Raw genomic sequence first — 26,169 nt, 5'->3', positions numbered from 1 at the left:
TTCACAACAAGGCCCGGGCATCCAAGATGTCCGGGCTTTTTGTTTTTGTTTACCGAGCCGTCGTCATGAAAATCTTCACCGCAAACACCGAGAAGACGCCGGCGAAGCTGAAATCAAGTGCCCGCATCACGCCCTTGTTGCGCTGCAGCCAGGAGGCAAGCCAGTTGGCGGTGAAGACGACCAGCATGTTCACCGGCATGCCGATGGTGATGAAGAACAGGCCGAGGAACAGAAGCTTGCCGGTGACCGAGGGATCATCGGCGCTGACGAACTGCGGCAGGAAAGTCATGAAGAAGATGATGACCTTGGGGTTCAACAGGTTCACCCAGAAGCCGGCCGAGATGTTGGCAAGCGCCTTGCCTTCCGCCGGCTCGACCTTCTGCACCGAAATGCTGGAGCCGAAGCGCATCGCCTGCACCGCAAGCCAGAGCAGGTAGGCGGCACCGCCGGTCTTGAGGATGGTGAATGCGGTTGGCGAGGCGGTGATCAGCGCAGAGATGCCGAACGCGACGAGCAGCGTATGCACGACGATGCCGAAGCTGGTGCCGAGCACGACGAAGAGCGCGGCCTTCTTGCCCTGGGCGAGCGCCCGGCTGATCGAAAGCGTCATGTCCGGGCCGGGTGTGGCCGCCAGAAGCAGCGTCGCAGCGGCAAAGGTCAGGAGGGTCGGCAGGCTGGGAATGAAGTCCATCGTCGTTTCCTCGGCACGGGGGTCGCCTCCAGTAATCCTGCGCCTGCGCTTTTGCCAGCGGATTCGCATCGTCAAGCGTTCTAGCGCTTGTATCGCCGCAGGTTCTGGCTAAAGTGCCGCAGATTTGCACGCGGCATCGCCGCCCTCCCCAAGACCAGACGGACGGAAACCATGGCATCGCATAAAGACGTGAAAAAGGTCGTTCTCGCCTATTCGGGCGGTCTCGACACCTCGATCATCCTGAAGTGGCTGCAGACCGAACTCGGCGCGGAAGTCGTCACCTTCACCGCCGACCTCGGCCAGGGCGAAGAGCTCGAGCCGGCCCGCAAGAAGGCCGAAATGCTCGGCATCAAGGAGATCTACATCGAGGACGTCCGCGAGGAATTCGTCAAGGATTTCGTCTTCCCGATGTTCCGCGCCAACGCCGTCTATGAAGGCGTCTACCTGCTCGGCACCTCGATCGCCCGCCCGCTGATCTCCAAGCACCTGATCGATATCGCCAAGAAGACCGGCGCCGACGCGATCGCCCATGGCGCGACCGGCAAGGGCAACGACCAGGTTCGCTTCGAGCTTTCCGCCTATGCGCTGAACCCGGACATCAAGATCATCGCGCCGTGGCGCGACTGGTCGTTCAAGAGCCGCACCGACCTGCTCGAATTCGCCGAGAAGCACCAGATCCCGGTTGCCAAGGACAAGAAGGGCGAAGCGCCGTTCTCCGTCGATGCCAACCTGCTGCACTCCTCCTCCGAGGGCAAGGTTCTCGAAGACCCGGCACTGGAAGCCCCTGAGTACGTGCACATGCGCACGATCTCGCCGGAAGCCGCTCCCGACCAGGCCACCGTCATCAAGATCGGCTTCGAGCGCGGTGACGCCGTCTCGATCAACGGCGTACGCCTGTCGCCGGCAACCCTGCTTGCCAAGCTCAACGAGTACGGCCGCGACAACGGCATCGGCCGTCTCGACCTCGTCGAGAACCGCTTCGTCGGCATGAAGTCGCGCGGCGTCTACGAGACCCCCGGCGGCACCATCCTGCTCTCCGCGCACCGCGCAATCGAGAGCATCACGCTCGACCGCGGCGCCGCCCACCTCAAGGACGAGCTGATGCCGCGCTACGCCGAGCTGATCTATTACGGCTTCTGGTTCTCACCGGAGCGCGAGATGCTGCAGGCCGCAATCGACAAGAGCCAGGAGCATGTCGAAGGCGAAGTGACGTTGAAGCTCTACAAGGGCAACGTCATGGTCATCGGCCGTGAGAGCGACAAGTCGCTCTACTCCGACAAGCTCGTCACCTTCGAGGACGACCAGGGCGCCTACGACCAGAAGGATGCCGCCGGCTTCATCAAGCTCAACGCGCTGCGCCTGCGCACGCTGGCCGCGCGCAACCGCTAAGACGACGCGTTCTGAAAAAAGAAGCCTCCGCGACCCGTTCGCGGAGGCTTTTTCATATGCAGGCCGAAGCGGTATCGATGCCGATGCCGCACCAGATTTCTACTCCGCCGCTTCCGAAAGCGGATCCTTGACCGGCACGGCGAGCGGCTGCGAGCGAACATTGCGGCTATACCAGACATAGCTCAGGATGCAGACGAGGCCGAAGCATGGAATGATCGTGCCGAGCGCCAGCACCGGAGCGCCGACCGCAGCGGCGATCGCGCCACCAAGCAGCCCCGAGCCCATCTGTACGAAACCCATCACTGCCGACGCCGTGCCAGCGATGTCCGGAAACGGCGCCATCGCCGCCGTCATCATATAGGGCATGACGAAGGCGATGCCGAAGGCATAAATCCCGATCGGCAGCATGACCGAGAGGAAGCTCGGCTGCAGAATGTGCATGGTGTAGGCAAGCGCGAGGCTGGCCGCACCGATGAAGACGAGGCCGGCCGGCACCAGCGCCTGCGGCGTGAAACGCCGCATCAGCAGCCGCACCACCACGGTTCCCGAAAAGAAAAGGCCCGACTGCATCAGCATGCCGACGCCGAACTCGGTCGGTGTCAGCCCCACCGCATTGATCAGTACGAAGGGCAGCATGGTCGCCCAGGCATAAAGTGCGCCGACCGCTCCGCCGATCACAAGTGTCGAGGAAACGAAGCGGCTGTCGCTCACCAACCGCCGATAGGCCGCAAGGATGGGCTTCAAGTGGCCCTTGGCCGGATCCGGGGTCGCGGTCTCGGCCATGAAAAACTGCACGGTGAGACAGGCCATGGCGGCAAAGCCGACCATCAGGAAGAAGATCGACTGCCACCCGAAGAGACCGAGCGCCAGGCCGCCAAGCGTCGGGGACACGGCGGGTCCGAGGGCCAGCATCATGCCGATCATGTTCATGATGCGTGCGGCCTCAGTCCCGGTGAACTGGTCGCGCACGATCGCCCGCGCCACGGTCATCCCGACGGAGGCGCCGATGCCCTGCACCAGGCGGCCGGCCAAAAGCACCGCGACGGAAGGCGCAAAGGCCGCCATCAGGCTACCGACGAGGTAGATCGCCATGAAGATCAGCGTCGCGCGGCGGCGACCGATGACATCGGAGAGCGTGCCAGACACCAACTGGGCAAAGGCGAAGCCGGCGAAATAGAGCGACAGCGTCATCTTGATCGCCGCTTCGCTGGAGGAGAAGGCGCGCACCAGTTCAGGCATCGCCGGCGTATACAGCGCCATGGAAACGGGGCCGAGCGCCACCAGGAAGGCACCGATGATGCTTGTGCGCCGCTCGCTCATGCGACGCGTCATTGCGCGGCTCCGACCCGGACTTCGGCCTTCTCCGCTGTCTCCTTACCGGCAAGGCACGGATCGAGCTGACGCAAATTGTCACGCAGGATGCGCAGGTTGGAACAGAGAAGCGCGCGCGCTTCCGAGTCCAGCCCTTCCGTATAGGCATCCATCATTTCGCGAAGACCGGTCATCAGCTCGTTGAACAACGGACCGGCCTTTTCGGTGATGACGACATTCTTGGCGCGGCGATCCGCCGGATCGGGAACGCGGGCGACGAGCCCGTTCGCCTCCAGCCTGTCGAGATAGGCCGACAGCGTCATAGGCTCAATGCCCATGCGTGTGGCGATTTCGGCCTGTTTGATGCCCTCGGTGAGCGCCACCTGGATCAGCGTGCGCGCCTCGCCAGGCGTGATGCCCAGATCCATGGCATTGACCTTGCGGTCGAAGGCCCCGCGCAAGAGGCGCGAGACATCGGTCAGAAGCATTCCAATGGTTTCGGATTCTAGCTTGAAGGGCATCATGATCGTTCACAGGTGATATAATAAGTTTTACTTATCATACCCTGTGAAAACGTTCAACGCGGAAGGCCATCTTTCCCTTGCCAGTTTAACGGTAAAACTCGCAAGGATTCAACGTATTACCTTCGCAATCCCGCGCGGGACCGTCTTTGTTGTGTCTCAGCCCTCAAGCTCCTCGCGCAGCATTTCGAGTTCCAGCCATTCCTCTTCCATGCGAGCGAGGTCGGCACGCAGCTTTTCCAGCTCCTGCGCCAGCTTCGCAAAAGCATTTGGATCTTTTGTGAAAAGATTGGGGTCCGCCATCTTTTCTTCGCGCTTGGCAGCCTCGGCTTCCGCCTTGGCAATCTCTTTCGGCAGGTTTTCGAGCGCGAATTTCTGCTTGTAGGAAAGCTTACCCTTGGCAGCCTTCGGCGCTTCGGCGGCCGGTGCGGCTGCATCGGCCTTGGCCTTTTCCGCCTTCTCGGCCTTGCGCTTCTCCTCGATCGCGCCCTTGCGCTGCGCCATCATGTCGGAATAGCCGCCGGCATACTCGATCCAGCGTCCATCCGGCGCCTCCGGATTGGCCGGCGCAATCGTCGAGGTGACGGTGCGGTCGAGGAAGTCGCGGTCGTGGCTGACGAGGATGACAGTTCCGGCAAAACCGGCGACGATCTCCTGCAAAAGGTCGAGCGTCTCGATGTCGAGATCGTTGGTCGGCTCGTCGAGGATCAGAAGGTTGGTTGCTCGCGCGAGGATGCGCGCCAGCATCAGCCTTGCGCGCTCGCCGCCCGAAAGCTCGCGGATCGGGGTGCGCGCCTGCTCTGGCTGGAACAGGAAGTCCTTCATGTAGCCGGTGACGTGGCGCTGCTCGCCATTGACCAGCAGGTTGTCGCCGCGCCCGTCCGTCAGGTAGTGCGCCAGCGTGTCGTCGAGATTGAGGTCTTCGCGCTTCTGGTCAAGCGTCGCGATTTCGAGATTGGTGCCGAGCTTGACCGTGCCCGTATCCGGCTCGATCTGTCCGGTCAGGATCTTCAGGAGCGTCGTCTTGCCGGCGCCGTTCGGGCCGACCAGACCGATGCGGTCGCCGCGGTGCACGCGGATCGAGAACGGCGCGACGATGGTGCGCTCGCCATAGGCCTTGGTGACCTTCTCCGCCTCGATCACCAGCTTGCCCGATTCCTTGGCGTCGGCGGCCGTCGCCTGTACCGTTCCCTGCGGCCCCTTGTGGCCGCGATAGGTCGCCCGCATGGTCTGCAGCTCACCGAGGCGGCGCATGTTGCGCTTGCGTCGAGCGGTCACGCCGTAGCGCAGCCAATGTTCCTCGCGCTCGATCGCCTTGCCGAGCTTGTGCTGTTCCAGCTCCTCGGCCTCCAGCACCTCGTCACGCCAAGCCTCGAAATGGGCAAAGCCGCGGTCGAGCCGCCGCGACTGGCCACGGTCGAGCCAGACGGTCGCGGTCGAGACCTTCTCCAGGAAGCGCCGGTCGTGCGAGATCAGAACGAGCGCCGAACGGCTGCGGATCAGTTCGTCTTCCAGCCATTCGATCGTCGGCAGATCGAGATGGTTGGTCGGCTCGTCGAGCAGCAGGATATCCGGCTCCGGCGCCATGACACGGGCAAGCGCCGCGCGACGCGCCTCACCGCCCGAAAGGCGCTTCGGGTCTTCCTCGCCGGTCAACCCCAGGTGCTGCAGCAGATAGGCGACGCGATAGGGATCGTCACTCGGGCCGAGTCCTGCCTCGGCATAGGTCTGCACCGTGTCGTAGCCGTCGAAATCCGGCGCCTGGTGCAGATAGCGGATGGTCGCGGAGGGATGGCGGAAGATTTCGCCCGACTGCGCCTCGGCCAGGCCCGCGGCAATCTTCATCAGCGTCGACTTGCCCGAGCCGTTGCGGCCGACCAGACAGATGCGGTCGCCCGGTTCGACTTGAAAATTGGCGCCGGCTAGCAGCGGCGCGCCGCCGAAGGTGAGGAAGATGTCGTCGAGTTTCAGAATGGGAGGCGCCAAGGCTCAGGCTCCGGAAAGATCATAGGGGCGGGCGAGCACAATGGCGCGACCGCTCTGGAGAGTGAAGCGAAGGGGACCCTCCGCAACGTTGGAAACGGTTCGGGACGAGCCGAACGGCAAGGTGAAATCGTCGAGCGGATAGCGCGCATTGACGATCGAAAGACCGGTAAGCTCGGTCAACCCGAGCACCGAGAAGAGGCAGCCCTTGGGTAGGTCGAGGTCGAGCGAGCCGGCCAGCAGCGGATAGGCCTCTTCCTCGCCCGAGGTCATCAACACGGAAAGGCCACGCTCGGCAAGGGCGACGGCATGCAGCAGGTGCATGAAGGCGTGATCGCTGCGGGTACCGCCGAGGGCGCCGGCGAAAATCAGGCGATCGGCTCCACGCGACAGCGCCGCCTCGACCGCGATCTCCCCGTCCGTCGCGGCCTTCGCCGCCGGATAGGGCTCGCGCGAGACGGAGGCGTAGTCCGCAAGAAGGGCTTCCTCGGTCGAGTCGAAATCACCGACCCAGACATCCGGCACGATGCCGAGCAATCGGGCATGGCGCATGCCGCCGTCAGCCGCAATGAAGCGACTTGCGGCCAGCTGGTGAGCCAGCCGGTCGGTCAGCGAAAGGGCGCCGCCAAGCAGAATGGTGAAGGTCGATCGAGCCATGGCAAAGCCCATAGCGCAAAGGACCGCCGAAGGAAAACGAAGAAAACCGTCGAACGAGCGGTTCTCGATATTTTGGTCAGACCATCAATGCCCCTCGGGCACCGGATCGGGAAAAAGCATGCCGGCATAAATGCCGGGGGTCGAATCCGGAATTTCGACGGCGCCGGCCACCCGCTCGTAGAACTTCGCCGGCCCGACGCCGCCGATAATCGCGTAGCCATAGCCGGCCTCGCGCATGGCCGTGAGGCTTGCAAGCAACAGTGCCTCACCGATCCCCTGCCCGCGCATGCTTTCGTCGACGCCGGTCGGACCGAAGAAGCCGAGTGCCGTTACGTCGTGGCAGGAAAAGCCGACGATCTTTTCGTCATGGACAGCGACGTGCATGCGCGTCGGGGTGGAGGAAAAGGCGGCTTCCGCCTCGCCCGCCCATCCGGCACCGAAAGTCTTTTCAATCCAGGAAACGACCAGGCGGCGCTCCGGCGCCATGGCGCGGCGAATGCTGATGCCAAGGCCAAGCTTCGACTGAGGTTCAGCCGGCAGGGCATAAAGTCGAACAAGCATATCGGGCATGACATTTCCTCCTCGCTGCCGTTGTGTAGCGCAGTTGGCGGCATACGCAAACACGAGCCATTGTGCTGGCCAGGCGTCCCCTTGCTTCGCCGTAAACATCGCTTGCCATGGGACCGAGGCAGCGGTAAATCTCTTGCCGCTCTAACGGGGTGCCTCCCGACCGCATTGCGGCCGGAGGCTGAGAGGCGTCAAAACGCCAACCCGCGGAACCTGATCCGGCTCATACCGGCGGAGGGATTAGACGCGATCGGATCGATACGCCCTTTTCCCATGCAACAACGAACTTTGGGAGAGAGGTCCTCGCCATGTCCAATTCATCGCAACTTAAATTCTTTAGCCGGCTAGCCCTTGCGACGGCCGCGAGCCTTGTTTTCTCCGGCGCCGCGACCGCCGCCGACAAGACGCTGACGGTGTACACCTATGAGAGCTTTATCACCGAATGGGGCCCGGGCGCCAAGGTCGCAGAAGCCTTCGAGAAGACCTGCGAATGCAAGGTCAACTATGTCGGCGTGGCCGACGGCGTCGAGCTGCTCACCCGCCTGAAGCTCGAAGGCGAGGCTTCCAAGGCCGACATCGTGCTTGGCCTCGACACCAACCTCGTTGCGGAAGCCAAGGCAACGGGCTTCTTCGCGCCGCACGGCGTCGAGGCAACCGGCGTCACCGTTCCCGGCAACTTCTCCGACGACACGTTCCTGCCCTATGACTACGGCCACTTCGCCGTCGTCTACGACACCGAGACGCTGAAGACGCCGCCGAAGAGCCTGAAGGAGCTGGTAGAAGGCGACCCGTCGCAGAAGATCGTCATCGAGGATCCGCGTACGTCGACGCCGGGCCTCGGCCTCCTGCTCTGGGTCAAGGCCGTCTATGGCGATGAGGCGGGTGCCGCCTGGACGAAGCTGAAGGACCGCGTTCTGACCGTCACCCCCGGCTGGTCGGAAGCCTATGGCCTCTTCACCAAGGGCGAGGCGCCGATGGTGCTGTCCTACACCACGTCGCCGGCCTACCACATGGTCGCGGAAAACACCGAGCGCTATCAGGCCGCTGCCTTCTCCGAAGGGCACTACATCCAGATCGAAGTCGCCGGCATGACCAAGAACGCCAAGGAGCCGGAACTGGCAAAGCAGTTCCTCGCCTTCATGACCGGTCCGGACTTCCAGTCGATCATCCCGACGACGAACTGGATGATGCCGGTCGCAGCGACCAAGGAGCCGCTGCCGGACGCCTTCAATAAGCTGGTCAAGCCGGAAAACACCTTCCTCCTGCCCTCGGAGGACGTCGCCAAGAACCGCAAGGCCTGGATCGACGAATGGCTTGCCGCCATGAGCAAGAACTGAGGCCGGATTGTTCGCACTGCGCGAAAATCGTATGACAGTGGTCGCCGGGGCAGCCTGCCTCGGCGTCTTCGTCCTTTTCGTCGGTCTTGCGATCGTCGCCTTGCTGAGCCAGACGGGCGGCGCGAGCGACGATGCGCTGTTCGACGCCTACATCTGGCGCGTCACCCGCTTCACGCTGCTGCAGGCGACCCTCTCGACGTTGCTGTCCGTGCTCTTTGCCATCCCCGTCGCCCGGGCGCTAGCGCGACGACCGCAGTTCCCCGGCCGCATCTGGCTGCTGCGCTTGATGGCGCTGCCACTCGGACTGCCGGTTCTGGTTGGCGCACTCGGGCTGATCGAGATCTGGGGGCGGCAGGGTTTCCTCAATTCCGGCCTGCGCTGGCTCGGCCTCGCGCAGCCCGTCAGCATTTACGGCCTGTTCGGCATCCTGCTTGCCCACGTCTTCTTCAACATGCCGCTTGCAGCGCGCCTGTTCCTGGCCGGGCTCGAGCGCATCCCCGCCGAATACTGGCGCAGCGCCGCCAATCTCGGCATGCCGTCACGCGCACTCTTTCGCTTCATCGAATGGCCCGTGCTGCGCGGCCTCCTGCCGGGTGCCGCCGGCCTCGTCTTCATGCTCTGCGCCACCAGCTTCACCCTCGTGCTGACGCTCGGCGGCGGGCCTGCGGCCAGCACAATCGAAGTGGCGATCTACCAGGCGCTGCGTTTCGATTTCGATCCGCCGCGCGCGATCGCGCTGTCAGCCCTGCAGATCGCCATGACCGGCCTGCTGCTGCTCCTGCTTCGTCATCTGGCGACCGAGCCGGAAGAGGGCATGACCGGTGGCCGCACTGTGCGCCGTTTCGATGGCGCGTCAAGGATCGCGCGCCTGAGTGATGGCACCTGGATCACGCTTGCCTTTCTGTTTCTCGGCGCGCCGCTGGTCGCGGTTCTCATCTCCGGACTCGAAGCCGATCTGCTGAAGCTCGCCCGCGATCCGGCGGTGCACCGGGCGCTGCGGACGAGTGCGGCAATCGCGCTCGCCTCGGCACTCGCCTCCGTCACCATGGCAGCCGTGATGATCCGGGCGGCGGCAACCGCCACCGCGCCGCGTCACGCGACGTCGCTCTCCCGCGGCTTTGCCGGTGCCATCGGTGCCAGCACCTCGCTGATCCTCTTGGTGCCGCCGGTGGTGCTCGGCGCCGGATGGTTTCTGCTTTTGCGTCCCTTCGGTGACGTCGCGCGCTTTGCACCTGCCATCGTCGTTGCGATCAACGCGCTGATGGCGCTGCCCTTCGTCCACCGCATCCTCGCGCCGGCAATGGCGACCCATGCGGCACGGTCCGAACGGCTGACGGCAAGCCTTGGCATTCGTGGTTTTGATCGTCTGCGATGGATCGACTTTCCGGCGCTGCGCAAGCCGCTATTGATGGCCCTTTCCTTCGCCATGGCGCTGTCGCTCGGCGACCTCGGCGCCGTCGCTCTCTTCGGCAGCCAAGACATGGTGACGCTGCCGTGGCTGCTCTATAGCCGTATGGGCAGCTACCGCACCGCCGACGCCGCCGGTCTCGCCCTTTTCCTCGGGCTTCTCTGCCTGATATTCACCATCCTCGGCACGGCCAATGACAGCCGGCCGGAAGGACGCAAAGCATGATCGATCCCGTTCCCGCGATAGAGTTGCGCGATGTCGAGGTCCGTTTCGAAACGGCCAAGCTCACCTTCGATTGCACCATCGCCAAGGGGGGCATCGTCGCTGTCGCCGGTGCCTCGGGCTCCGGCAAATCGACGCTGCTCCACCTCATTGCCGGGTTCGAGGATCCCGATCGCGGCGAGGTGCGCATTCTCGGCGAGAACGTTGCCGATCGGGCGCCGTCGGAACGGCCGGTCTCGATGATCTTCCAGGACAACAACCTCTTCGCCCATCTCGACGTCGCGACCAACATCGGACTCGGCATCGACCCGGCGCTTCGGCTGAGCGCAACCGACCGCGAGAAGATTGAAGACGCGCTCCGCCGCGTCGGGCTCGAAGGCTTCGGGAAAAGGCTGCCGCCGACGCTTTCAGGCGGCGAGCGCCAGCGCGTCGCCCTCGCCCGCGCGCTTGTGCGAAAGCGCCCCCTGCTGCTGCTCGACGAGCCCTTCGCAGCGCTTGATCCCGGCATGCGCGCCGGCATGCGCACGCTCCTGCGGGAACTGCACGAGGAGGAAGGCAACACGATCCTGGTGATCACACACCATCCCGAAGACGTGAAGGCCCTGGCCGACGGCGTGCTTTTTCTCGACCAGGGGCGTATCATCGCAAACGACACCCTCGACCGCTTCCTGGCGCGGCGGGACAATGCGGCGATCGACCGCTTTCTCGGCAATACTTGAAGGACGGATCGGATTCTCCACGCCCTTGGCCGATTGCCACAATTTGACCGCGGCGCCATGCGACGCGCGAAATATCCGGCAAGGGCGCGAATATTCCCGCATCCGTTGCCGTGATACCACGGGGCAACTATTTCTACCGAGACAAACTAGGCAGGTGGCGCTGAAATCAGATACAGCAAGACCAGGACTGAGAGGTCGCGGCAGAGCAACGCTGCCGGGCTGAAAAAGTAGGACTTTCAACGCTGTCGTACCACTTGTCCGCAGGATGCGGGCGGAGCGATGGATGGGAACGGGCTGAGGCATGGAGAGGCATACAGTCACACACGACCGGTTCCCGCCGAAGGGCGGACGGCTGCGTGGACGCGCCGTGGTTGCATTGCTTGCGACCACGCTCCTTTCCGCATGCCAATCCGTGATCGAGCAGACCTACCAGCCGACCGTTTCGCCCTCCTCCAATCCGCAGATCGTCGAGGAAGTCCAGAAGAACGATCCGCGGGCGCAGCTGGGCGCGCGCGAACATCCGCGCATCGTCGCAAGCTACGGCGGCGAGTACAAGGACGCCAAGACCGAGCGCCTGGTCGCGCGCATCACCGGCGCGCTGACGGCGGTCTCCGAGAATCCGCAGCAGTCCTATCGCATCACCATCCTGAACTCGCCGGCGATCAACGCCTTCGCGCTGCCCGGTGGTTATCTCTATGTCACCCGCGGCCTGCTGGCGCTTGCCAACGATGCCTCCGAGGTCGCAGCCGTGCTGTCGCACGAGATGGCGCACGTCACCGCCAACCACGGCATCGAGCGTCAGCAGCGCGAGGAAGCCGAAGTGATCGCCAGCCGCGTGGTCTCCGAAGTCCTCTCCTCCGATATCGCCGGCAAGCAGGCGCTCGCGCGCGGCAAGCTCCGGCTCGCGGCCTTCTCGCGCAACCAGGAACTTCAGGCCGACGTGATCGGCGTGCGCATGCTCGGCGAAGCCGGCTACGACCCCTATGCAGCGGCGCGCTTCCTCGATTCGATGGCCGCCTATAGCCGCTTCACGGCGGTCGATCCGGAATCCGACCAGAGCCTCGACTTCCTGTCAAGCCACCCGAACGCGCCGCAGCGTGTCGATCTCGCGCGTCGGCACGCCCGCGCCTTCGGTCCGGAAGGCACCAGCGGCGACCGCGGTCGCGACTATTATCTCGCCGGCATCGACGGCCTGCTCTATGGCGACAGCCCGCAGGAGGGCTACGTGCGCGGCCAGACCTTCCTGCACGGCCAGCTCGGCATCCGCTTCGACGTGCCCGCCGGGTTCCAGATCGACAACAAGGCCGAAGCGGTTCTGGCGACCGGCGCCGGCGACATCGCCGTGCGCTTCGATGGCGTCGCCGACACGGGCGGCCGAAGCCTGACGGACTATATCGCCAGCGGCTGGGTCACCGGCCTGAAGCCCGACACGATCCGGCAGATCAGCGTCAACGGCCTGGAAGCCGCAACCGCGCGCGCCTCCGCCGACCGCTGGGATTTCGACGTGACGGTCATCCGCATCGACACGCGGATCTACCGCTTCCTGACCGCCGTGCCCAAGGGGTCGAGCGCACTCGAGCCGACCGCAAACCAGTTGCGCAGCACGTTCCGCCGCATGACGGCCGCTGAGACGCAGTCGCTGAAGCCGCTGCGGATCCGGGTGGTGACGGTCCGGCCCGGCGACACGATCACCACGTTGTCGGCCCGCATGATGGGAACCGATCGTAAGCTCGACCTCTTCCGGGTGATCAATGCGATGCAGGTCAGCTCGACGGTGAAGCCGGGCGACAGGGTGAAGATCGTTTCCGAATAGGATTGAGACAGGCGCAGCTGAAGCGCGTTCGGTTGCGGGCGTGAATTGCCTGCCATCTGCTAGGCAAGCACGTCGCGAGGCGCCTGAACGGTCACGAACGAAAGCACGCTGCGCCAATCGTCATCGCCAAATTGACAGCGGACAGTGCCGCTTCCCGGCGCAATGCGGGGTTCCGGCGAATAGTACGGGCATGGCGGCAGACGGTCGGCGTCAGGCGGTCAATGAATGCCTGCGGTCAGCGCCGGCGCTCGCGTCGCCAAGGCCGCCCGGAGCTTCTCCAGCGCCCGAGTTTCGATCTGGCGCACACGTTCCTTGGATATGCCGAGATCGATGCCGAGCTCTTCGAGCGTCGCTCCTTCTTCCGTCAGCCGCCGGGCGCGGATGATGCGCATTTCGCGCTCCGTCAGCGCGCACAGCGCGTCGCGCAGCCACACACGTGCCCGTTCGCCGTCGATCATCTCGCTCACCTGCTCGTCCGGCAGCGGCGCGTCGCTGGCGAGGAAATCCAGCCGTTCACCGCCATCGGAATCACTGCCGCCGACCGGCGCCTGCAGCGAGGTGTCGCTGCCGGAGAGACGTGCATCCATCGTCTGCACGTCGGCGATACTGACGCCGAGGGCAGCCGCAATCTCCTCATGCATAGCCTGCGATGTAAGCTGCCTGTCGCCCTGGGCAAGCCGGGCGCGAAGACGCCGAAGGTTGAAGAACAGGGCCTTCTGCGCCGAACTGGTGCCACCGCGGACGATCGACCAGTTGCGCAGGACATAGTCCTGCATCGACGCTCGGATCCACCAGGTGGCATAGGTGGAGAAGCGGACCTCGCGGCTCGGCTCGAAACGGGCCGCCGCCTCCAGGAGACCGATATGGCCCTCCTGGACGAGATCGCCCATCGGCAGCCCGAAATTGCGAAACTTCGCGGCCATCGAGATTACCAGACGCATATGCGACATGGCGATCTTGTTGCGGGCTTCCTGATCGTTGTCGTTTCGCCAGGCTTGCGCCAGCTTGTGCTCCTCGTCGCGCTCGAGATAGGGCGCCTCCATTGCGATCTTGATCATCCGCCGGTCTGCAGTGAGAGTCTTCATCGATCACTCCGTGACTGGCGCCGGGCGCCATTGCGTGTGAAGTCCAAAAGGCCGGACGGATGCAGTGTCCGGCAGCAGGGGGCGTCTCGCGCCGCGATGTCGAAACTTGAAGAAACGACGCGGCGCCCTAACTTCGAAGTCACGAACCTGAACGGTGACGGGATCACAGAAGCAAGATCGCCCGGCGCGAAAGCGGCGCACTTCTGCCGGCCTTTATAAATGCGCCCGGACGGCAAAAGTTCCATGCGATCAAAGAAAAAGCCCGGCGCGATGGCCGGGCTTTTTGGTAGTCTCAGTGCAGTCGGACAGCTTATGCAGCTTCGTCCTGAGCGTCGTCTTCGTCGATCGCCTTGCCGCGCTTCGGACCCTTGCTGAGGTTGGCCTCGACGAGGCGAACAGCTTCGGTTTCCGACATCTTGTTGACGGCAGCGATTTCGCGCGCCATGCGGTCGAGGGCAGCTTCGTAGAGCTGGCGTTCGGAATAGGACTGTTCCGGCTGGTTTTCGGCGCGGTAGAGATCGCGCACGACTTCCGCGATGGAAATCAGGTCGCCGGAATTGATCTTGGCATCGTATTCCTGGGCGCGGCGCGACCACATGGTGCGCTTCACGCGAGCCTTGCCCTGCACAACCTTCAACGCGCGGTCGACGAAATCGGTTTCGGAGAGCTTGCGCATGCCGATGCTGACGGCCTTGGCCACTGGCACTTTCAGGCGCATCTTGTCCTTCTCGAAATCGATGACAAAAAGCTCAAGCTTCATGCCGGCGACTTCCTGCTCTTCGATCGCCACGATCTGGCCAACGCCGTGGGCCGGATAGACGATCGATTCACCGGTCTTGAAGCCCTGGCGTGTCGAAGATTTTTTCTGCTGGGTCGTCATTCGTTTCAAAAACTCCCTGTTTCGCGCCGGCCATTCTGGCCGGGGCCGGGTCAGTGAGGCCCGGGATAGACGGGGATACCGCCGGGTGGGTACATCCTGGTCCGTCCAAGGAATGCAAACAGCCTCATAAAATGCGGTCACAACAGAGCAACGCCATGTTGCGTACTAGGGAGAAACCGCGTTTTGGAGATCGTTTGCTTTCGTGATGGTTTTCGGGCGCGCAAAAACACCCTCTGTGGATCAGTAGAAGGAACCTATCACAAAAAAGTGCCGAAATCAATAATTTGCTGCATGGCAGCCATCAAGCCACCATTCTCGCAACTGCGAGCGCGGCTCGTGTTTTCCCCAGCTTTGCGCCCCGGGGGCAGCTTTGCTTCGTCAGCCTCGACGAACGGCGGCGACCGCTTCGTCTCAGTCGCCCTGGCCCGGCTCGGTCGAGAAGAACTTCTCGTACTTGGCTTCGACGCCGTCCATCTCCTTCGCTTCCGGCATCGGATCGCGCTTGACGGTGATGTTCGGCCACTTCGAAGCGAAATCCGCGTTCAGTTTCAGCCACATATCAAGACCCGGCTCGGTATCCGGCTTGATCGCCTCGGCAGGACATTCCGGCTCGCAAACGCCACAATCGATGCACTCGTCGGGATGAATGACGAGGAAATTCTCACCCTCGTAGAAGCAGTCCACGGGGCAGACTTCAACACAGTCGGTATACTTGCAGCGAATGCAATTGTCGGTCACGACATACGTCATGAGGTACTCCAGCCAATGCTCACGTTTGATGGCAGACGGCAATCAATGGTGATGCTCGTCGTCCGCGCATGCTAGGAATGTCCGGCGCGCATAGCTGCCGAAGCAAACCCGATGCACCCAACGTGGGTCTGTCAGGTAAAGGCTTTATGGACCCTTTGCAAGAATATTCAATGCGCGAAACGCCACGGCAAAGGCAGAGTTTTCTAAAGGCTGTCGCGCAAAAGCGCCTCGTGTTTTACAGCCAGCGGCGGGCAGGGTTGGCGGCGCCTATCAGTCCTCGCGCGGATCGAAATCGGGCTTTAGCCGATCGGTTTCCCGCCGCTCCTTCTTCGTCGGCCGGCCCGCTCCGCGCTCGCGCGTGGCAAGCTCGTAGGCCGACAACTTCTCCTTCGGCTGCTCTGGCGTCAGATCGTCGTAAAGCAGACGCGCTTCCTCATAGGGACCGCGCCGCTCACCCGGGCCCACGACCCGGACGATCAGACTGCGCCGGTCGAGCGCAAGTTCGAGCATATCGCCCGTCTTCAATTGAAACGACGACTGCGTCACGCGCTCGTCGTTGACGGCGACACGGCCACCCTCGATCGCCTTTTGCGCAAGCGATCGGGATTTGATCAGCCGCGTGAAAAACAGCCACTTGTCGAGACGCTGGCGCGATGCCGGGTTGGACGCAGGCTGTTTTTCCATGGTCTACCTTACTTCTTCATCTGCTCCTTGAGAGCAGCAAGCTTGGCGAAGGGCGAATCCGGATCCACCGGCTTTTCGCGACGCGGCGGACGCGCCTCGAATTTGCCCTGACCCGGCTTGCCGCCGCGGTCGTGACGATCATGACGCTCGCCGCGATCCTGGCGCAGGCCGCCTTCCGGCTTGCCACCGTCATGGCGCTTGCCACGCGCCTGCTGACCACCCTTGCGCCCGCCTTCACGTCCTTCGCCCTGGCCCTGGCCCTGGCCACGCCCGTGGCGCTGACCGCCGCGACGCTGGTCGCCCTCGTGGCGGCCACCGCCCTGGCGCTGGTTGTCCTGACGGGTGCCAGGACGCCAGAGCAGAACGGGCTTGGCTTCGACCGGCTCGCCGGTCTCCGTCACTTGGGTCTCGGTCACCTGAGCCTCAGCAGGCTGGGCCCCGTCGGCAGCGACGGCAACGTCAGCTTCGGCCTTTTCGGCCTCGGCAGCAGGTGCCTCGACGACTGCAGTCTCGGCTTCTGCCGCACTGTCGCCGGCATCGGCGTCATCAACGGCAGCGACCGGTTCGGAAGCGGCGGCAGCAACGGCAGCACCACCATCCTGACCCATGAGGAAGGCCTGGGCCTCCTCGGCCTTGACGCTGTCTGCGCGGTAGCCGAGGCCCTTCAGGATCTCTTCCATGTCGTCGGGCGTTGCACCGAGGATCGAGAGCATGGAGGTGGTCGCGGTAAAGCGGCGGCCGTCATAGGCGCCTTCCGGACGCGGCTGCGTGCCCGGCTTCCACTGAAGGAGCGGTCGGATGAGGTCAGCGAGGCGCTCGAGGATATCGATGCGCACCGCACGCTTTCCGAGGAAGCGGAAACCGGCGAGCTTGTAGAAGGTCCGCTCGAAAGACGGATCGGTAACGACAGACGTACGGCCGGCGGCGAGCATCGGGATGAGGTCGCCATAGCCGGGCTTGTCGAGGCCGTCGTTCTTCAACGCCCAGAGGAGCGTGATGAGTTCAGCCGGAGCCGGCTTCAGGAGCGCCGGCAGGAAGATGTGGTAGGCGCCGAAGCGAACGCCGTACTTGCGGATCGAAGCGCGACCGTCCTGGTCGAGCGACTTGACGTCGTCTGCGACATCGCGGCGGAACAGCACGCCGAGGTTTTCGACGAGCTGGAAGGCGAGGCCCTTGGCGAGACCTTCGAGATCTTCAGCGCGCGAAATATCGTCGAGCGGCTTCAAGACCGTTCCGATGTGATGGTTCACGAAACGCTCGATGCGCGCCAGAACGTGCTCGCGGGCGTTCGCCTGCAGCTGATCGTCGGCCAGCAGGATGACGCGCGGGCGCATGACGTGGTCGCTTGCCGTCAGACGGGCGACGGGATCGCCGAGCCAGCGCACAAGACCATCCGACGAAAGCGCCAGGTCGTTGTTGCCGGAAGCATGCAGCCGCGCGGCGCGTGCCTCAAACTCGAGCGCCAGCGCCTTCTGGGCAGCACCCTGCACAGCCTTGGCATCCGGGCCATCGCCGCCGGTCGCCAGCGTAAACCGGAAACCGGTTAGTTGTCCTACGTGATGACCTTCAACGAAGACATCACCATTCACACTGATTTCAGCTTCCAGCATAGCATTCTCTCTCAGGCGCTTCATGAGCACAGATGTCCTGCGATCAACAAAGCGTTTCGTCAACCGTTCATGTAGTGCGTCGGATAATCGATCTTCAATTTCCCGCGTCTTTTCTTGCCAGTGTGTCGGATCGGCCAGCCATCCCGGCCGGTTCGACACATAAGTCCATGTCCTGATCTGCGCGATTCGCGCCGAAAGTGTGTCGATCTCACCGTCCGTATGATCGGCCCGCCTGACCTGCTCGGCCATGAAATCTTCGTTTACGGTACCGCGGCGGACAAGATCCGCGTAGATCGTCGAGATCAAGTCGGCATGTTGAGCCGGTGTAATGCGCCGATAGTCCGGCAGCGCGCAGGCTTCCCACAGTTTTTCCACCCGCTCCGCATTGGTCGTGATGTCGACGACCTCAGGGTAGCGGGCCAAATGCTCGAACGCCTGCTGGTCTACTGCAGGTAGCGCCCGGGCAAGGCCGGGAACCGTCGGCGCGGCCTCAAGACTCTTCTTCAGAGCGGCAATCGACGCGTAGTCGAACGCCTTCGAGCGCCATTGCAGCACCTTCACCGGATCGAATTCATGCGCCTCGATACGGTGGACCAGCTCGTTGTCGAAGGGATCGACGCGGCCGGTCACACCGAACGTACCGTCACGCAAGTGCCGGCCGGCGCGGCCGGCGATCTGCGCGAGTTCGGCCGGGTTGAGATTGCGGAACTGATAGCCGTCGAACTTGCGGTCCTGCGCGAAGGCGACATGGTCGACGTCGAGATTGAGGCCCATGCCGATCGCGTCGGTCGCGACCAGGTATTCGACGTCACCTTCCTGGTAGAGCGCCACCTGCGCATTGCGCGTGCGCGGCGACAGCGCGCCGAGCACGACGGCGGCACCGCCACGCTGGCGGCGGATCAGCTCGGCGATCGCATAGACCTCGTCGGCAGAGAAGGCGACGATTGCCGTGCGGTGCGGCAGGCGGGTGATCTTCTTCGAACCGGCATAGAGCAATTGCGACATGCGCGGCCGCTCGACGACGGTGATGCCGGGCAGCAACTGCTCGAGGATCGGCCGCATCGTTCCGGCACCGAGCAGCAGCGTCTCGCCGCGACCGCGCAGGTGCAGGATCCGATCGGTAAAGATATGGCCGCGCTCGAGATCTCCGGCAAGCTGCACTTCATCGATCGCGACGAAGGACGCCGTCGTCTCGCGCGGCATGGCCTCGACGGTGCAGACCGAATAGCGCGCGCGATGCGGGGTGATCTTTTCCTCGCCGGTGATCAGCGCGACGTTGTGGTGGCCGACCCTTTCGACCAGGCGCGTATAGACCTCGCGCGCCAGCAGCCGCAGCGGCAGGCCGATGACGCCGCTGTCGTGCGCAATCATGCGCTCGATCGCGTAGTGCGTCTTGCCGGTATTGGTAGGCCCGAGCACCGCGGTGACACCGCGGCCGCTCAGGATCATGGGGTGAACGGACACGTCATCGATCCCGGGCATTCAGAAATTACGGCAGCGTCTTTTCACGCTGGCGGCAAACACATGCCCACGCACCGAGCCAAACGCAAGGGGCGCCGACAACTAAAACCATCGCTTGGCATCTCTCAGCCCATTGCACCACCTGTTGTGGTCGGCGCAATCGACAATTGGAACAGCCGTGGAACGAATCGGCGACGAATCGACGACTCATTGTGATTCACTGTATGTTCACGACTACATATAGATTTCAACGCCGAACGTTGCACCACATGCTGAATCTGGAGCTGATTCCGCGCATCAGGCCCTTTGGCGCGCAACAATCCCGGCTCTGCCATTGCCTGACAGGTCCAAGGATTCCGAATCCAAGACTCTGGAAAGCCTGGAAAATTTTTCACGAAATTCGTCAGGGATTCACCCAAGAGAGAGAATGAGAATCGCAGTTTAGAGTCGCGACCAGTGCGGGAACATTCGGCAGCGACTCGCAGACCGCGCGTCATTCCACCTTTGTTCTCCACAAGATATAGTGTCTACGCCCCCCTCCGGCAACGGAACTGCCAGCGCAACTTCAGGATTTCGAGCGGGATTCTCAGCGCTGCCGCCGCATGGAAACGGCGCCTCGAAAGGCGCCGTCTGGTAATGTTCGGCTTGTCTGATGCTCAGACGAAAAACTGTCCGCCGTTCGCCGAAATCGTCGAGCCGGTGATGAAGCCGGCATCGTCGGAGGCGAGGAACACCACGCAGCGGGCGATTTCTTCCGGTTCGCCGAGGCGGCCAACCGGGATCTGCGGGATGATGCGCTCGTTGAGCACCTTCTCCGGCACCGCCCGCACCATCTCCGTGCCGATATAGCCGGGGCAGATCGCGTTCACGGTAATGCCCTTGGCAGCCCCTTCCTGGGCGAGCGCCTTGGTGAAGCCGAGATCGCCGGCCTTGGCCGCCGAATAGTTGGCCTGACCCATCTGGCCCTTCTGGCCGTTGATCGACGAGATGTTGATGACGCGACCGAAGCCACGGTCACGCATGGCCGACCAGAGCGGATGCGTCATGTTGAAGAGACCGGTGAGGTTGGTGCCGATCACCTCACCCCATTGCTCCGGCGTCATCTTGTGAAACATGGCATCTCGGGTGATGCCGGCATTGTTGACGAGCACATCGACCGGACCGAGATCGGCCTCGACCTTGGCGATGCCCTCGGCACAGGCCTGATAGTTGGAAACGTCCCATTTGTAGACCGGGATGCCGGTTTCCTGCTTGAAGGCCTGAGCCTTCTCGTCATTGCCGGCATAGTTGGCAGCCACCTTGTAGCCGGCATTCTTGAGTGCGATGGAAATTGCCGCACCAATGCCGCGCGACCCACCCGTGACCAATGCTACCCTGCTCATATGCGCCTCCCACTTGATCAGTTCAGTTTTTCGAATGCCTTCTGCATCAGCTTTTCGCCGACCTGTTGCCCGTAGAGCCCGGCGGCCGCTTGAAACTGCGGCGTAGCCAGCGCGGACAGAGCCACCTCGCACTTCTCCAGCGCGAGACCCATCATCACCGCGGAGAGCTGCTCCAGCGACACCTTCAATGCGCCGCCGTCATCGTTCAAGGCCGCGACCATCACGTCCTTGAAAACGCTCTCCTCGTCGGAAGTCGTATGTTCCAGCATGCACTCTACCAGCCGCGCCTCGTTAAGAGGCGCGGGATTGGCATGTGCAGAAACGATCGGCGAACCGGCCAGAAGCAGGGAAAATGGAACCCACCTGGCGCTGTTCATGCCGCCAGACCGATCAGAGCCGCTCGACGCACATGGCGACGCCCATGCCGCCGCCGATGCAGAGGGTTGCAAGCCCCTTGGAAACGCCGCGGCGCTTCATTTCAAACAGCAGCGTGTTGAGCACGCGGGCGCCGGACGCGCCGATCGGGTGACCGATGGCGATCGCGCCGCCATTGACGTTGACGATCGACGGATCCCAGCCGAGGTCTTTGTTGACCGCGCAGGCCTGGGCAGCGAAGGCTTCGTTGGCCTCCACCAGTTCGACATCGCCGATCGCCCAGCCGGCCCTTGCCAACGCCTTGCGCGACGCCGGGATCGGGCCGGTGCCCATGACCTGCGGATCGACGCCGGCGGTTGCCCAGGAAACGATACGGGCGAGCGGCTGGATGCCGCGCTTGGAGGCCTGCGCCTCGGTCATCAGCAGGGTGGCTGCGGCGCCGTCATTGAGGCCGGAGGCATTGCCGGCGGTGACCGTGCCTTCCTTGTCGAAGGCGGGGCGCAGCTTCGTCATCTGATCGAGCGTTGCGCCGTGGCGGATATATTCGTCCTGGTCGACGGTGACGTCGCCCTTGCGACCCTTGACGATGAAGGGAATGATCTCGTCGGCAAAGCGCCCGGCCTTCTGGGCGGCTTCGGCCTTGTTCTGCGAGGCGAGCGCGAACGCATCCTGCTCCTCGCGGCTGAGCTGCCACTGGCGAGCGACGTTCTCGGCAGTGATGCCCATGTGATAACCGTAGAAGGCGTCGGTCAGGCCGTCCTTGATCATCGTGTCGATCATCTTGAAGTCGCCCATCTTCACGCCGCCGCGAAGATGCGAGCAATGCGGCGCCATCGACATGGACTCCATGCCGCCGGCGACGATGATCTCAGCATCACCGGTTGCAATCTGCTGCATGCCGAGCGCGACGGCGCGCAGGCCCGAGCCGCAGAGCTGGTTCATGCCCCAGGCGGTCTTTTCCTGAGGAACGCCCGCCTTCATCGCCGCCTGGCGCGCCGGGTTCTGGCCTTCGCCTGCCTGCAGCACCTGGCCGAGGATCACCTCGTCGACCTCGGCAGCCTCGACGCCTGCGCGCTCGAGCACGCCCTTGATGACGGCAGCGCCAAGTTCATGCGCCGGCGTATTGCCAAAGGCACCGTTGAAGGAACCGACCGCGGTGCGGCCGGCGCTGGCGATCACGATGGAGGGATTGCTCATGGGACGTTTCCTCAGATCTTCTTGCCTAATGCAGGCAGACTGGCAAAGCGCGCGACGCAAGTCAAACGCCTTGATGCAGTGCCACAAAAGCGTCACCTAAAACGCAACCGCAAGATTTTGCACTTGCGTCGCCGCAACGCACAAAGACATTGTCAGCGGCGCGCTTTTGCGGATACTCTGAAAAACGCAATAAAGACGGGATGATGGGGGAGAGGAGACCCTGATGGCGAAGCACGAAGGCCAGATCGTTATCAAAAAATATGCGAACCGGCGGCTCTACAACACCGGGACCAGCACCTATGTCACGCTCGACGACCTGGCTGTGATGGTGAAGAAGGGTGAGGACTTCATCGTTCAGGATGCAAAATCCGGCGAGGACATCACCCATTCCGTGCTGACGCAGATCATCTTCGAGCAGGAGTCCAAGACCGGCAACACGCTGCTGCCGATCTCCTTCCTGCGCCAGCTGATCTCGTTCTACGGCGACCAGATGCAGATGGTGGTGCCGAGCTATCTCGAACACTCGATGCAGGCTTTCACCGAGCAGCAGTCGCAGATGCGCGAGCAGATCAACAAGGCCTTCGGCGACACGCCGCTCGGCAAAAACCTGCAGGTTCCGCTGCAACTTGTCGAAGAGCAGGTGCGTCGCAACACCGAGATGTTCCATCAGGCCATGCAGATGTTTTCGCCCTTCATCACCGCGCCGCCCGTGAAGGAAACAAAGAAGGCCGAAGCCAAGGATATCGACGAGCTGAAGGAGCAGCTTCGCGCGCTCCAGACCAAGCTCGACAATCTCGGCTAAGCAGGACCACCAGGCAGGAATACGGTTCCTGCCTTCACCTCACCTGAACAGAGATCGCGGAAATCGGGGCGGCGTCGCCCCGAACCGTCTGGACCTAGAGGCCGATCGACACGTCCCGGCCGGCCGAGCGCATCGAGACGGCAAAGCCGGCGATAACATCGATGAAGCTGATGGTCATCAGGATGAAGAAGAGCTGCGTTGCCGCCGGTGCGAGCAGCAGAAATTCGATCAAAAAGACGATGAACAGGATCATCGAGAGCAGATGATCCATCAGTGCGCGGCTGCTCGTGCGCGTCGCTTTCAGCAATTCGACGAAGAGCAACAGCAGGGCGCCGACGATCAGAAGGTCGCCGAAGCGCATCGTCCAGGTCGCGCCTGATAGCATGGAGAGCGACACCATGTCGGCGTTCAGGCCGGCGAGGCCGCCGAACATTCCGATCATCGCGAGATTGTAGATTGCAAAAGGCAGGATCAGCAGCGGTATGGCAGCAAGCATCAGAACTCCTTGACCGCGTTTATGGTGGACCATGTTTATGCGGCGTCGTCACGCAAGGCGCCAGCGATACCACGGCGTCCAAGCAAGATCATGTCAGATGCAAAACAAAAGGGCCGGCAGAGCCAGCCCTTTGAACCTAATCCGCGAACGGAAACGCTTATGCGCTTTCCTTCGGGGTCAGAACCTGACGGCCACGGTACATGCCGGTCTTCAGGTCGATGTGGTGCGGGCGACGCAGTTCGCCGGAGTTCTTGTCTTCGACGTAGGTCGGGGTCTTCAGAGCGTCAGCCGAACGGCGCATGCCACGCTTGGACGGGCTCGTTTTTCTTTTAGGTACAGCCATTTCATTCTCCACTTATCGGGCAAACACTGTTCAGCAGCCGAAATGGCCGTGTAAAACAGATGTTAATCACGGAAATTTGGCGCGCTTATACATGGACAACTGCCGTTTGACCAGTCCCCACGGGCAATTTTTCGACTCGACCTTTTCAGACCTCGTCTTCGGCGACGACCCACGGCTCTGCGCGGGCGGCCTCCTCCCATTTCAGAAACGCCGGATGTGCCTTCACGCGGTTCATGTAGCCGAGCGTTTCTCGATCCGCAACGAGATCGTAGACGTCGAAGCGGTTGACCACAGGCGCGTACATCGCATCGGCCGCGCTGAAGGACCCGAAGAGGAACGGGCCACCGGAAAGCACAAGCGCCTCCGTCCAGATCTGCTCGATACGCGCCACGTCCGCGCGGACGTCCGCGCCAACGTCCAGCGCCTGCTTTGGCCGACGGATGTTCATCGGGCAGGCACCACGCAGAGCGCGGAAACCTGACAGCATCTCCATCGAATAGCTGCGAGCCCGGGCGCGCGCCTGAGGGTCGGCCGGCCACAGCCCGGCGTCGGGAAAGAGTTCGGCGACATATTCGATGATCGCCAGTGATTCCCAGATAAGCAGGTCCCCGTGGCGCAGCAGCGGCACCTTTCCGGTCGGCGAGATTGCCCGGATCTCCGGATTGCCGGCCGCGAAATCGAACGGAACGACCACGTCCGAGAAATCGATGCCGGCTGCCGTCATCGCGATCCATGGCCGCATCGACCAGGACGAATAGTTCTTGTTGCCGACATAGAGTGTAAGTCCGGTCATTTCTGTTCCTTGATTGCTGGTCTCTCCGAGAAAACGATCAGTTCCTCGAAATGGTTCATGTCCTCGAACGAGCAGAAGGCCGGCGGATCGAGCGCGATCACCGGCGCCTGCTCGCGCAGAAAAGCGAGCTGCTCGTCCAGCATCGCCTGCCAGCGCGGCAGCGCCGCATCGTCGAGCCAGTCGACGGGGTAGGCATAGGTGATGTGGAATTGGTAGTCGTCATGATCCGGATGGCGATAGCCGAAGGCTTCCGCGAAAGCGTCGCGCCAGGCCTTGAGACAGGCGCGGTCGGCGGCACCGTCGCCTTCGAGTGCAAGGCCCGTCGGCGTAATCTCGGTCACGCGGGCGCGGAACTGCTCCAGCGGCGCAAAATGCGCAAGGCGTTCGCAATAGTGCGCCGTCATCACCGCGATCGGCGTATCGAGCGGCATGTCAGCCGGCCAGTAAGGGAGCTTCCGGCGGTGTTCGATGATGCCCTGGAAGATCGTCATGTGCAGGCTGGACGGTTGGGTAAAGGCGAACTGCCGCGCCTCGGGCATCGCCATCAACCGGTCGCGCACCGCAAGCACGGCGGCCTCGGACGGCGATCCGGCGGCAACGTGAGACACGACCGTGTTGCCCGGTTCCAGCAGGAAGAGGCCTTGGGTGTTGTAGCGCGTGCCGAGATGTCTCGGCGGGACATCGTTGGCGCTGCGGCCAAGGGCGAGAAGCGAGGGGGAAATCAAGGTCATGGAGCAATCGGGCCTTTCGAAGGGAGAGAGGCCCAGATGGCAGAACTCTACAACGCGAGCATGACATCGCCCGACGAGCCCATCCAATGAAAAGGTCTGATCCTAATTATAAAGGCAGGTGATGTAACCGCCGGAGCGGCTGGCGCGGCGCTCGATCAGGTTCGCCAGGCGCTTGAGCCCGCGGCCTGGCTTTCCGGCGATGCGCTCCTTCGGATTGGGCAGCGACACCGCAAGCAGCGCCGCCTGCCGGCGCGAGAGCTTCGACGCTGAAACCCCGAAATGATGGCGGGCGGCCGCCTCGATACCATAGATCCCGTCGCCCCATTCGGCGATATTCAGATAGATCTCCATCATCCGCCGCTTGCTCCACACGAAGTCGGCGGCGACCGCCAGCGGCAGTTCCATGCCCTTGCGCAGGAAGGAACGACCGTTCCAGAGATAGAGGTTCTTGACCGTCTGCATCGGAATGGTGCTCGCGCCGCGGGTGGATTCCCCTTCGAGCGCATCCTCGACCACGCCCCGCATCTGGCCCCAGTCGACGCCGTCATGGGCGCAAAACTGCCCGTCCTCCGACATCATCACCGACTGCACGAGAACCGGGGCGATATCATCGAACTCGACCCATTGCCGATCGTAGCCGCGCAGCAGCACGAGATCGCGCAGCATGAGCGTCGAGACGGGATGGATGAACTCCACCAGGTAGAGAACGATCAGCGCGTAGGGAAGGACGAGAAAGCCCAGGACAGCCAGGACGATCTGGCGGCGACGCGTGCGCAACGTCCGGCGAAGCGAAGACCAGCGACTGGAAGGCAATTCGCCCTCCTCGCGCGCTTCCGGAACGACGTTCGCGGCCTGACTGTTCACCTCGCTGTCCATCCGCTTCTCTTAGTGCATGCGCAGGCAGAGTTGAACGGGCTTTCTGGCAAAAGGCAAGGCGCGGAGAAGGCTGTCCCAGGGAAAGC

At 62.9% G+C, this 26,169-nt stretch carries 25 protein-coding genes and 1 riboswitch; of the genes, 6 read left to right on the top strand and 19 right to left on the bottom strand.

All coding sequences use genetic code 11. The annotated features are described in order from the left end of the window. Window positions 1-49 precede the first annotated feature (49 nt). Window positions 50-691 carry a LysE family translocator gene (locus tag OVA00_RS19960; protein ID WP_268089518.1) on the bottom strand — a complete coding sequence of 214 codons (642 nt, stop codon included), beginning with the start codon at window positions 689-691 and terminating at the stop codon, window positions 50-52. Between the two features lie 171 nt (window positions 692-862). Between OVA00_RS19960 and OVA00_RS19955 the strand changes: the two genes are divergently transcribed. Beyond that, entirely contained in the window at window positions 863-2,080 is a 1,218-nt protein-coding gene (locus tag OVA00_RS19955; RefSeq protein WP_034802869.1) for an argininosuccinate synthase, read from the top strand. Between the two features lie 99 nt (window positions 2,081-2,179). On the opposite strand, the gene OVA00_RS19950 is transcribed toward OVA00_RS19955, so the two are convergent. The 5 genes from OVA00_RS19950 to OVA00_RS19930 form a co-directional block, all read right to left on the bottom strand. Continuing rightward, entirely contained in the window at window positions 2,180-3,412 is a 1,233-nt protein-coding gene (locus OVA00_RS19950) for a multidrug effflux MFS transporter (protein WP_060521468.1), read from the bottom strand. Then, on the bottom strand, window positions 3,409-3,912 hold the full coding sequence (locus tag OVA00_RS19945; RefSeq protein ID WP_034803154.1) for a MarR family winged helix-turn-helix transcriptional regulator: 504 nt from the start codon (window positions 3,910-3,912) through the stop codon (window positions 3,409-3,411). The genes OVA00_RS19950 and OVA00_RS19945 overlap by 4 nt, the downstream gene beginning before the upstream one ends. 159 nt (window positions 3,913-4,071) lie before the next feature. Then, on the bottom strand, window positions 4,072-5,898 hold the full coding sequence (locus tag OVA00_RS19940) for an ABC-F family ATP-binding cassette domain-containing protein (RefSeq protein WP_090295234.1): 1,827 nt from the start codon (window positions 5,896-5,898) through the stop codon (window positions 4,072-4,074). 3 nt (window positions 5,899-5,901) lie between these two features. Next, complete coding sequence (locus tag OVA00_RS19935) at window positions 5,902-6,552, bottom strand: thiamine diphosphokinase (RefSeq protein WP_268089517.1); 651 nt, start codon at window positions 6,550-6,552, stop codon at window positions 5,902-5,904. An 84-nt stretch (window positions 6,553-6,636) separates the two neighbouring features. Further along, complete coding sequence (locus OVA00_RS19930; protein ID WP_060586552.1) at window positions 6,637-7,122, bottom strand: GNAT family N-acetyltransferase; 486 nt, start codon at window positions 7,120-7,122, stop codon at window positions 6,637-6,639. A 135-nt stretch (window positions 7,123-7,257) separates the two neighbouring features. Further along, window positions 7,258-7,376, top strand: a riboswitch (TPP riboswitch). Between the two features lie 51 nt (window positions 7,377-7,427). Between OVA00_RS19930 and thiB the strand changes: the two genes are divergently transcribed. The 4 genes from thiB (at window position 7,428) to OVA00_RS19910 (ending at window position 12,618) form a co-directional block, all read left to right on the top strand. Further along, window positions 7,428-8,456: a thiamine ABC transporter substrate binding subunit gene (thiB, locus tag OVA00_RS19925; protein ID WP_090295233.1), complete on the top strand. Its 1,029-nt coding sequence runs from the start codon at window positions 7,428-7,430 to the stop codon at window positions 8,454-8,456. A gap of 7 nt (window positions 8,457-8,463) precedes the next feature. Further along, entirely contained in the window at window positions 8,464-10,089 is a 1,626-nt protein-coding gene (gene thiP, locus OVA00_RS19920) for a thiamine/thiamine pyrophosphate ABC transporter permease ThiP (RefSeq protein ID WP_255380607.1), read from the top strand. Next, a complete protein-coding gene (gene thiQ / locus OVA00_RS19915; protein WP_060586556.1) occupies window positions 10,086-10,805 on the top strand; it encodes a thiamine ABC transporter ATP-binding protein in 720 nt (239 codons plus the stop codon). Before thiP ends, thiQ begins: the two co-directional genes overlap by 4 nt. 301 nt (window positions 10,806-11,106) lie before the next feature. Beyond that, window positions 11,107-12,618 (top strand): M48 family metalloprotease, encoded by a 1,512-nt coding sequence (locus OVA00_RS19910; RefSeq protein ID WP_034802887.1) that lies wholly within the window; start codon window positions 11,107-11,109, stop codon window positions 12,616-12,618. Window positions 12,619-12,836: 218 nt separating this feature from the next. On the opposite strand, the gene OVA00_RS19905 is transcribed toward OVA00_RS19910, so the two are convergent. From OVA00_RS19905 to OVA00_RS19870, 8 genes are all read right to left on the bottom strand, one after another. Beyond that, window positions 12,837-13,703, bottom strand: a complete 867-nt coding sequence (locus tag OVA00_RS19905) for an RNA polymerase factor sigma-32 (RefSeq protein WP_034802890.1) — start codon at window positions 13,701-13,703, stop codon at window positions 12,837-12,839. Window positions 13,704-14,013: 310 nt separating this feature from the next. Further along, on the bottom strand, window positions 14,014-14,583 hold the full coding sequence (locus tag OVA00_RS19900; protein ID WP_034802893.1) for a CarD family transcriptional regulator: 570 nt from the start codon (window positions 14,581-14,583) through the stop codon (window positions 14,014-14,016). 411 nt (window positions 14,584-14,994) lie between these two features. After that, window positions 14,995-15,333, bottom strand: coding sequence for a ferredoxin FdxA (gene fdxA, locus OVA00_RS19895; RefSeq protein ID WP_060521473.1), 339 nt, complete (start codon window positions 15,331-15,333; stop codon window positions 14,995-14,997). Window positions 15,334-15,603: 270 nt separating this feature from the next. Next, a complete protein-coding gene (locus OVA00_RS19890) occupies window positions 15,604-16,017 on the bottom strand; it encodes an RNA-binding S4 domain-containing protein (protein ID WP_034802899.1) in 414 nt (137 codons plus the stop codon). An 8-nt stretch (window positions 16,018-16,025) separates the two neighbouring features. Beyond that, window positions 16,026-19,091 (bottom strand): helicase-related protein, encoded by a 3,066-nt coding sequence (locus OVA00_RS19885; RefSeq protein ID WP_192493705.1) that lies wholly within the window; start codon window positions 19,089-19,091, stop codon window positions 16,026-16,028. Window positions 19,092-19,744: 653 nt separating this feature from the next. Continuing rightward, window positions 19,745-20,470, bottom strand: a complete 726-nt coding sequence (locus OVA00_RS19880) for a beta-ketoacyl-ACP reductase (RefSeq protein WP_034802902.1) — start codon at window positions 20,468-20,470, stop codon at window positions 19,745-19,747. Between the two features lie 17 nt (window positions 20,471-20,487). Further along, window positions 20,488-20,847 (bottom strand): hypothetical protein, encoded by a 360-nt coding sequence (locus OVA00_RS19875; RefSeq protein WP_034802905.1) that lies wholly within the window; start codon window positions 20,845-20,847, stop codon window positions 20,488-20,490. A 13-nt stretch (window positions 20,848-20,860) separates the two neighbouring features. After that, the gene (locus OVA00_RS19870) at window positions 20,861-22,042 is read right to left on the bottom strand and encodes an acetyl-CoA C-acetyltransferase (RefSeq protein ID WP_060521477.1); all 1,182 of its coding nucleotides are present in this window, start codon (window positions 22,040-22,042) and stop codon (window positions 20,861-20,863) included. A 223-nt stretch (window positions 22,043-22,265) separates the two neighbouring features. Between OVA00_RS19870 and phaR the strand changes: the two genes are divergently transcribed. After that, the gene (gene phaR, locus OVA00_RS19865; protein WP_034802922.1) at window positions 22,266-22,844 is read left to right on the top strand and encodes a polyhydroxyalkanoate synthesis repressor PhaR; all 579 of its coding nucleotides are present in this window, start codon (window positions 22,266-22,268) and stop codon (window positions 22,842-22,844) included. Between the two features lie 94 nt (window positions 22,845-22,938). Here phaR and OVA00_RS19860 read toward each other — a convergent pair whose 3' ends face one another. The 5 genes from OVA00_RS19860 to mtgA all read right to left on the bottom strand — a co-directional run bounded on the left by OVA00_RS19860 (window position 22,939) and on the right by mtgA (window position 26,083). Continuing rightward, entirely contained in the window at window positions 22,939-23,340 is a 402-nt protein-coding gene (locus OVA00_RS19860) for a membrane protein (protein WP_034802925.1), read from the bottom strand. 157 nt (window positions 23,341-23,497) lie between these two features. Next, the gene (gene rpmF, locus OVA00_RS19855) at window positions 23,498-23,683 is read right to left on the bottom strand and encodes a 50S ribosomal protein L32 (RefSeq protein WP_034802928.1); all 186 of its coding nucleotides are present in this window, start codon (window positions 23,681-23,683) and stop codon (window positions 23,498-23,500) included. 145 nt (window positions 23,684-23,828) lie between these two features. Next, window positions 23,829-24,476 (bottom strand): glutathione S-transferase family protein, encoded by a 648-nt coding sequence (locus OVA00_RS19850; RefSeq protein WP_268089516.1) that lies wholly within the window; start codon window positions 24,474-24,476, stop codon window positions 23,829-23,831. Next, window positions 24,473-25,207 carry a DUF1868 domain-containing protein gene (locus tag OVA00_RS19845; RefSeq protein ID WP_268089515.1) on the bottom strand — a complete coding sequence of 245 codons (735 nt, stop codon included), beginning with the start codon at window positions 25,205-25,207 and terminating at the stop codon, window positions 24,473-24,475. Before OVA00_RS19845 ends, OVA00_RS19850 begins: the two co-directional genes overlap by 4 nt. A 102-nt stretch (window positions 25,208-25,309) precedes the next feature. After that, window positions 25,310-26,083, bottom strand: a complete 774-nt coding sequence (gene mtgA / locus OVA00_RS19840) for a monofunctional biosynthetic peptidoglycan transglycosylase (RefSeq protein ID WP_060611264.1) — start codon at window positions 26,081-26,083, stop codon at window positions 25,310-25,312. Window positions 26,084-26,169 lie beyond the last annotated feature (86 nt).

It is taken from the genome of Ensifer sp. SL37, from assembly GCF_026672675.1.
In the GTDB taxonomy this organism is placed as follows: domain Bacteria; phylum Pseudomonadota; class Alphaproteobacteria; order Rhizobiales; family Rhizobiaceae; genus Ensifer; species Ensifer adhaerens.
Note: the sequence above shows the minus strand (reverse complement) of the source record. Positions and strands in the feature narration are given on the sequence as shown.

What these genes read in the sequence shown, in the direction of transcription:
- rpmF (WP_034802928.1), bottom strand. Translation starts at nt 23,683, where the DNA reads ATGGCTGTACCTAAAAGAAAAACGAGCCCGTCCAAGCGTGGCATGCGC.
- OVA00_RS19910 (WP_034802887.1), top strand. Translation starts at nt 11,107, where the DNA reads ATGGAGAGGCATACAGTCACACACGACCGGTTCCCGCCGAAGGGCGGA.
- OVA00_RS19870 (WP_060521477.1), bottom strand. Translation starts at nt 22,042, where the DNA reads ATGAGCAATCCCTCCATCGTGATCGCCAGCGCCGGCCGCACCGCGGTC.
- OVA00_RS19880 (WP_034802902.1), bottom strand. Translation starts at nt 20,470, where the DNA reads ATGAGCAGGGTAGCATTGGTCACGGGTGGGTCGCGCGGCATTGGTGCG.
- OVA00_RS19900 (WP_034802893.1), bottom strand. Translation starts at nt 14,583, where the DNA reads ATGACGACCCAGCAGAAAAAATCTTCGACACGCCAGGGCTTCAAGACC.
- OVA00_RS19930 (WP_060586552.1), bottom strand. Translation starts at nt 7,122, where the DNA reads ATGCCCGATATGCTTGTTCGACTTTATGCCCTGCCGGCTGAACCTCAG.
- OVA00_RS19945 (WP_034803154.1), bottom strand. Translation starts at nt 3,912, where the DNA reads ATGCCCTTCAAGCTAGAATCCGAAACCATTGGAATGCTTCTGACCGAT.
- OVA00_RS19850 (WP_268089516.1), bottom strand. Translation starts at nt 24,476, where the DNA reads ATGACCGGACTTACACTCTATGTCGGCAACAAGAACTATTCGTCCTGG.
- OVA00_RS19960 (WP_268089518.1), bottom strand. Translation starts at nt 691, where the DNA reads ATGGACTTCATTCCCAGCCTGCCGACCCTCCTGACCTTTGCCGCTGCG.
- OVA00_RS19955 (WP_034802869.1), top strand. Translation starts at nt 863, where the DNA reads ATGGCATCGCATAAAGACGTGAAAAAGGTCGTTCTCGCCTATTCGGGC.
- OVA00_RS19845 (WP_268089515.1), bottom strand. Translation starts at nt 25,207, where the DNA reads ATGACCTTGATTTCCCCCTCGCTTCTCGCCCTTGGCCGCAGCGCCAAC.
- phaR (WP_034802922.1), top strand. Translation starts at nt 22,266, where the DNA reads ATGGCGAAGCACGAAGGCCAGATCGTTATCAAAAAATATGCGAACCGG.
- OVA00_RS19860 (WP_034802925.1), bottom strand. Translation starts at nt 23,340, where the DNA reads ATGCTTGCTGCCATACCGCTGCTGATCCTGCCTTTTGCAATCTACAAT.
- thiB (WP_090295233.1), top strand. Translation starts at nt 7,428, where the DNA reads ATGTCCAATTCATCGCAACTTAAATTCTTTAGCCGGCTAGCCCTTGCG.
- mtgA (WP_060611264.1), bottom strand. Translation starts at nt 26,083, where the DNA reads ATGGACAGCGAGGTGAACAGTCAGGCCGCGAACGTCGTTCCGGAAGCG.
- fdxA (WP_060521473.1), bottom strand. Translation starts at nt 15,333, where the DNA reads ATGACGTATGTCGTGACCGACAATTGCATTCGCTGCAAGTATACCGAC.
- thiQ (WP_060586556.1), top strand. Translation starts at nt 10,086, where the DNA reads ATGATCGATCCCGTTCCCGCGATAGAGTTGCGCGATGTCGAGGTCCGT.
- OVA00_RS19950 (WP_060521468.1), bottom strand. Translation starts at nt 3,412, where the DNA reads ATGACGCGTCGCATGAGCGAGCGGCGCACAAGCATCATCGGTGCCTTC.
- OVA00_RS19905 (WP_034802890.1), bottom strand. Translation starts at nt 13,703, where the DNA reads ATGAAGACTCTCACTGCAGACCGGCGGATGATCAAGATCGCAATGGAG.
- OVA00_RS19875 (WP_034802905.1), bottom strand. Translation starts at nt 20,847, where the DNA reads ATGAACAGCGCCAGGTGGGTTCCATTTTCCCTGCTTCTGGCCGGTTCG.
- OVA00_RS19935 (WP_268089517.1), bottom strand. Translation starts at nt 6,552, where the DNA reads ATGGCTCGATCGACCTTCACCATTCTGCTTGGCGGCGCCCTTTCGCTG.
- OVA00_RS19890 (WP_034802899.1), bottom strand. Translation starts at nt 16,017, where the DNA reads ATGGAAAAACAGCCTGCGTCCAACCCGGCATCGCGCCAGCGTCTCGAC.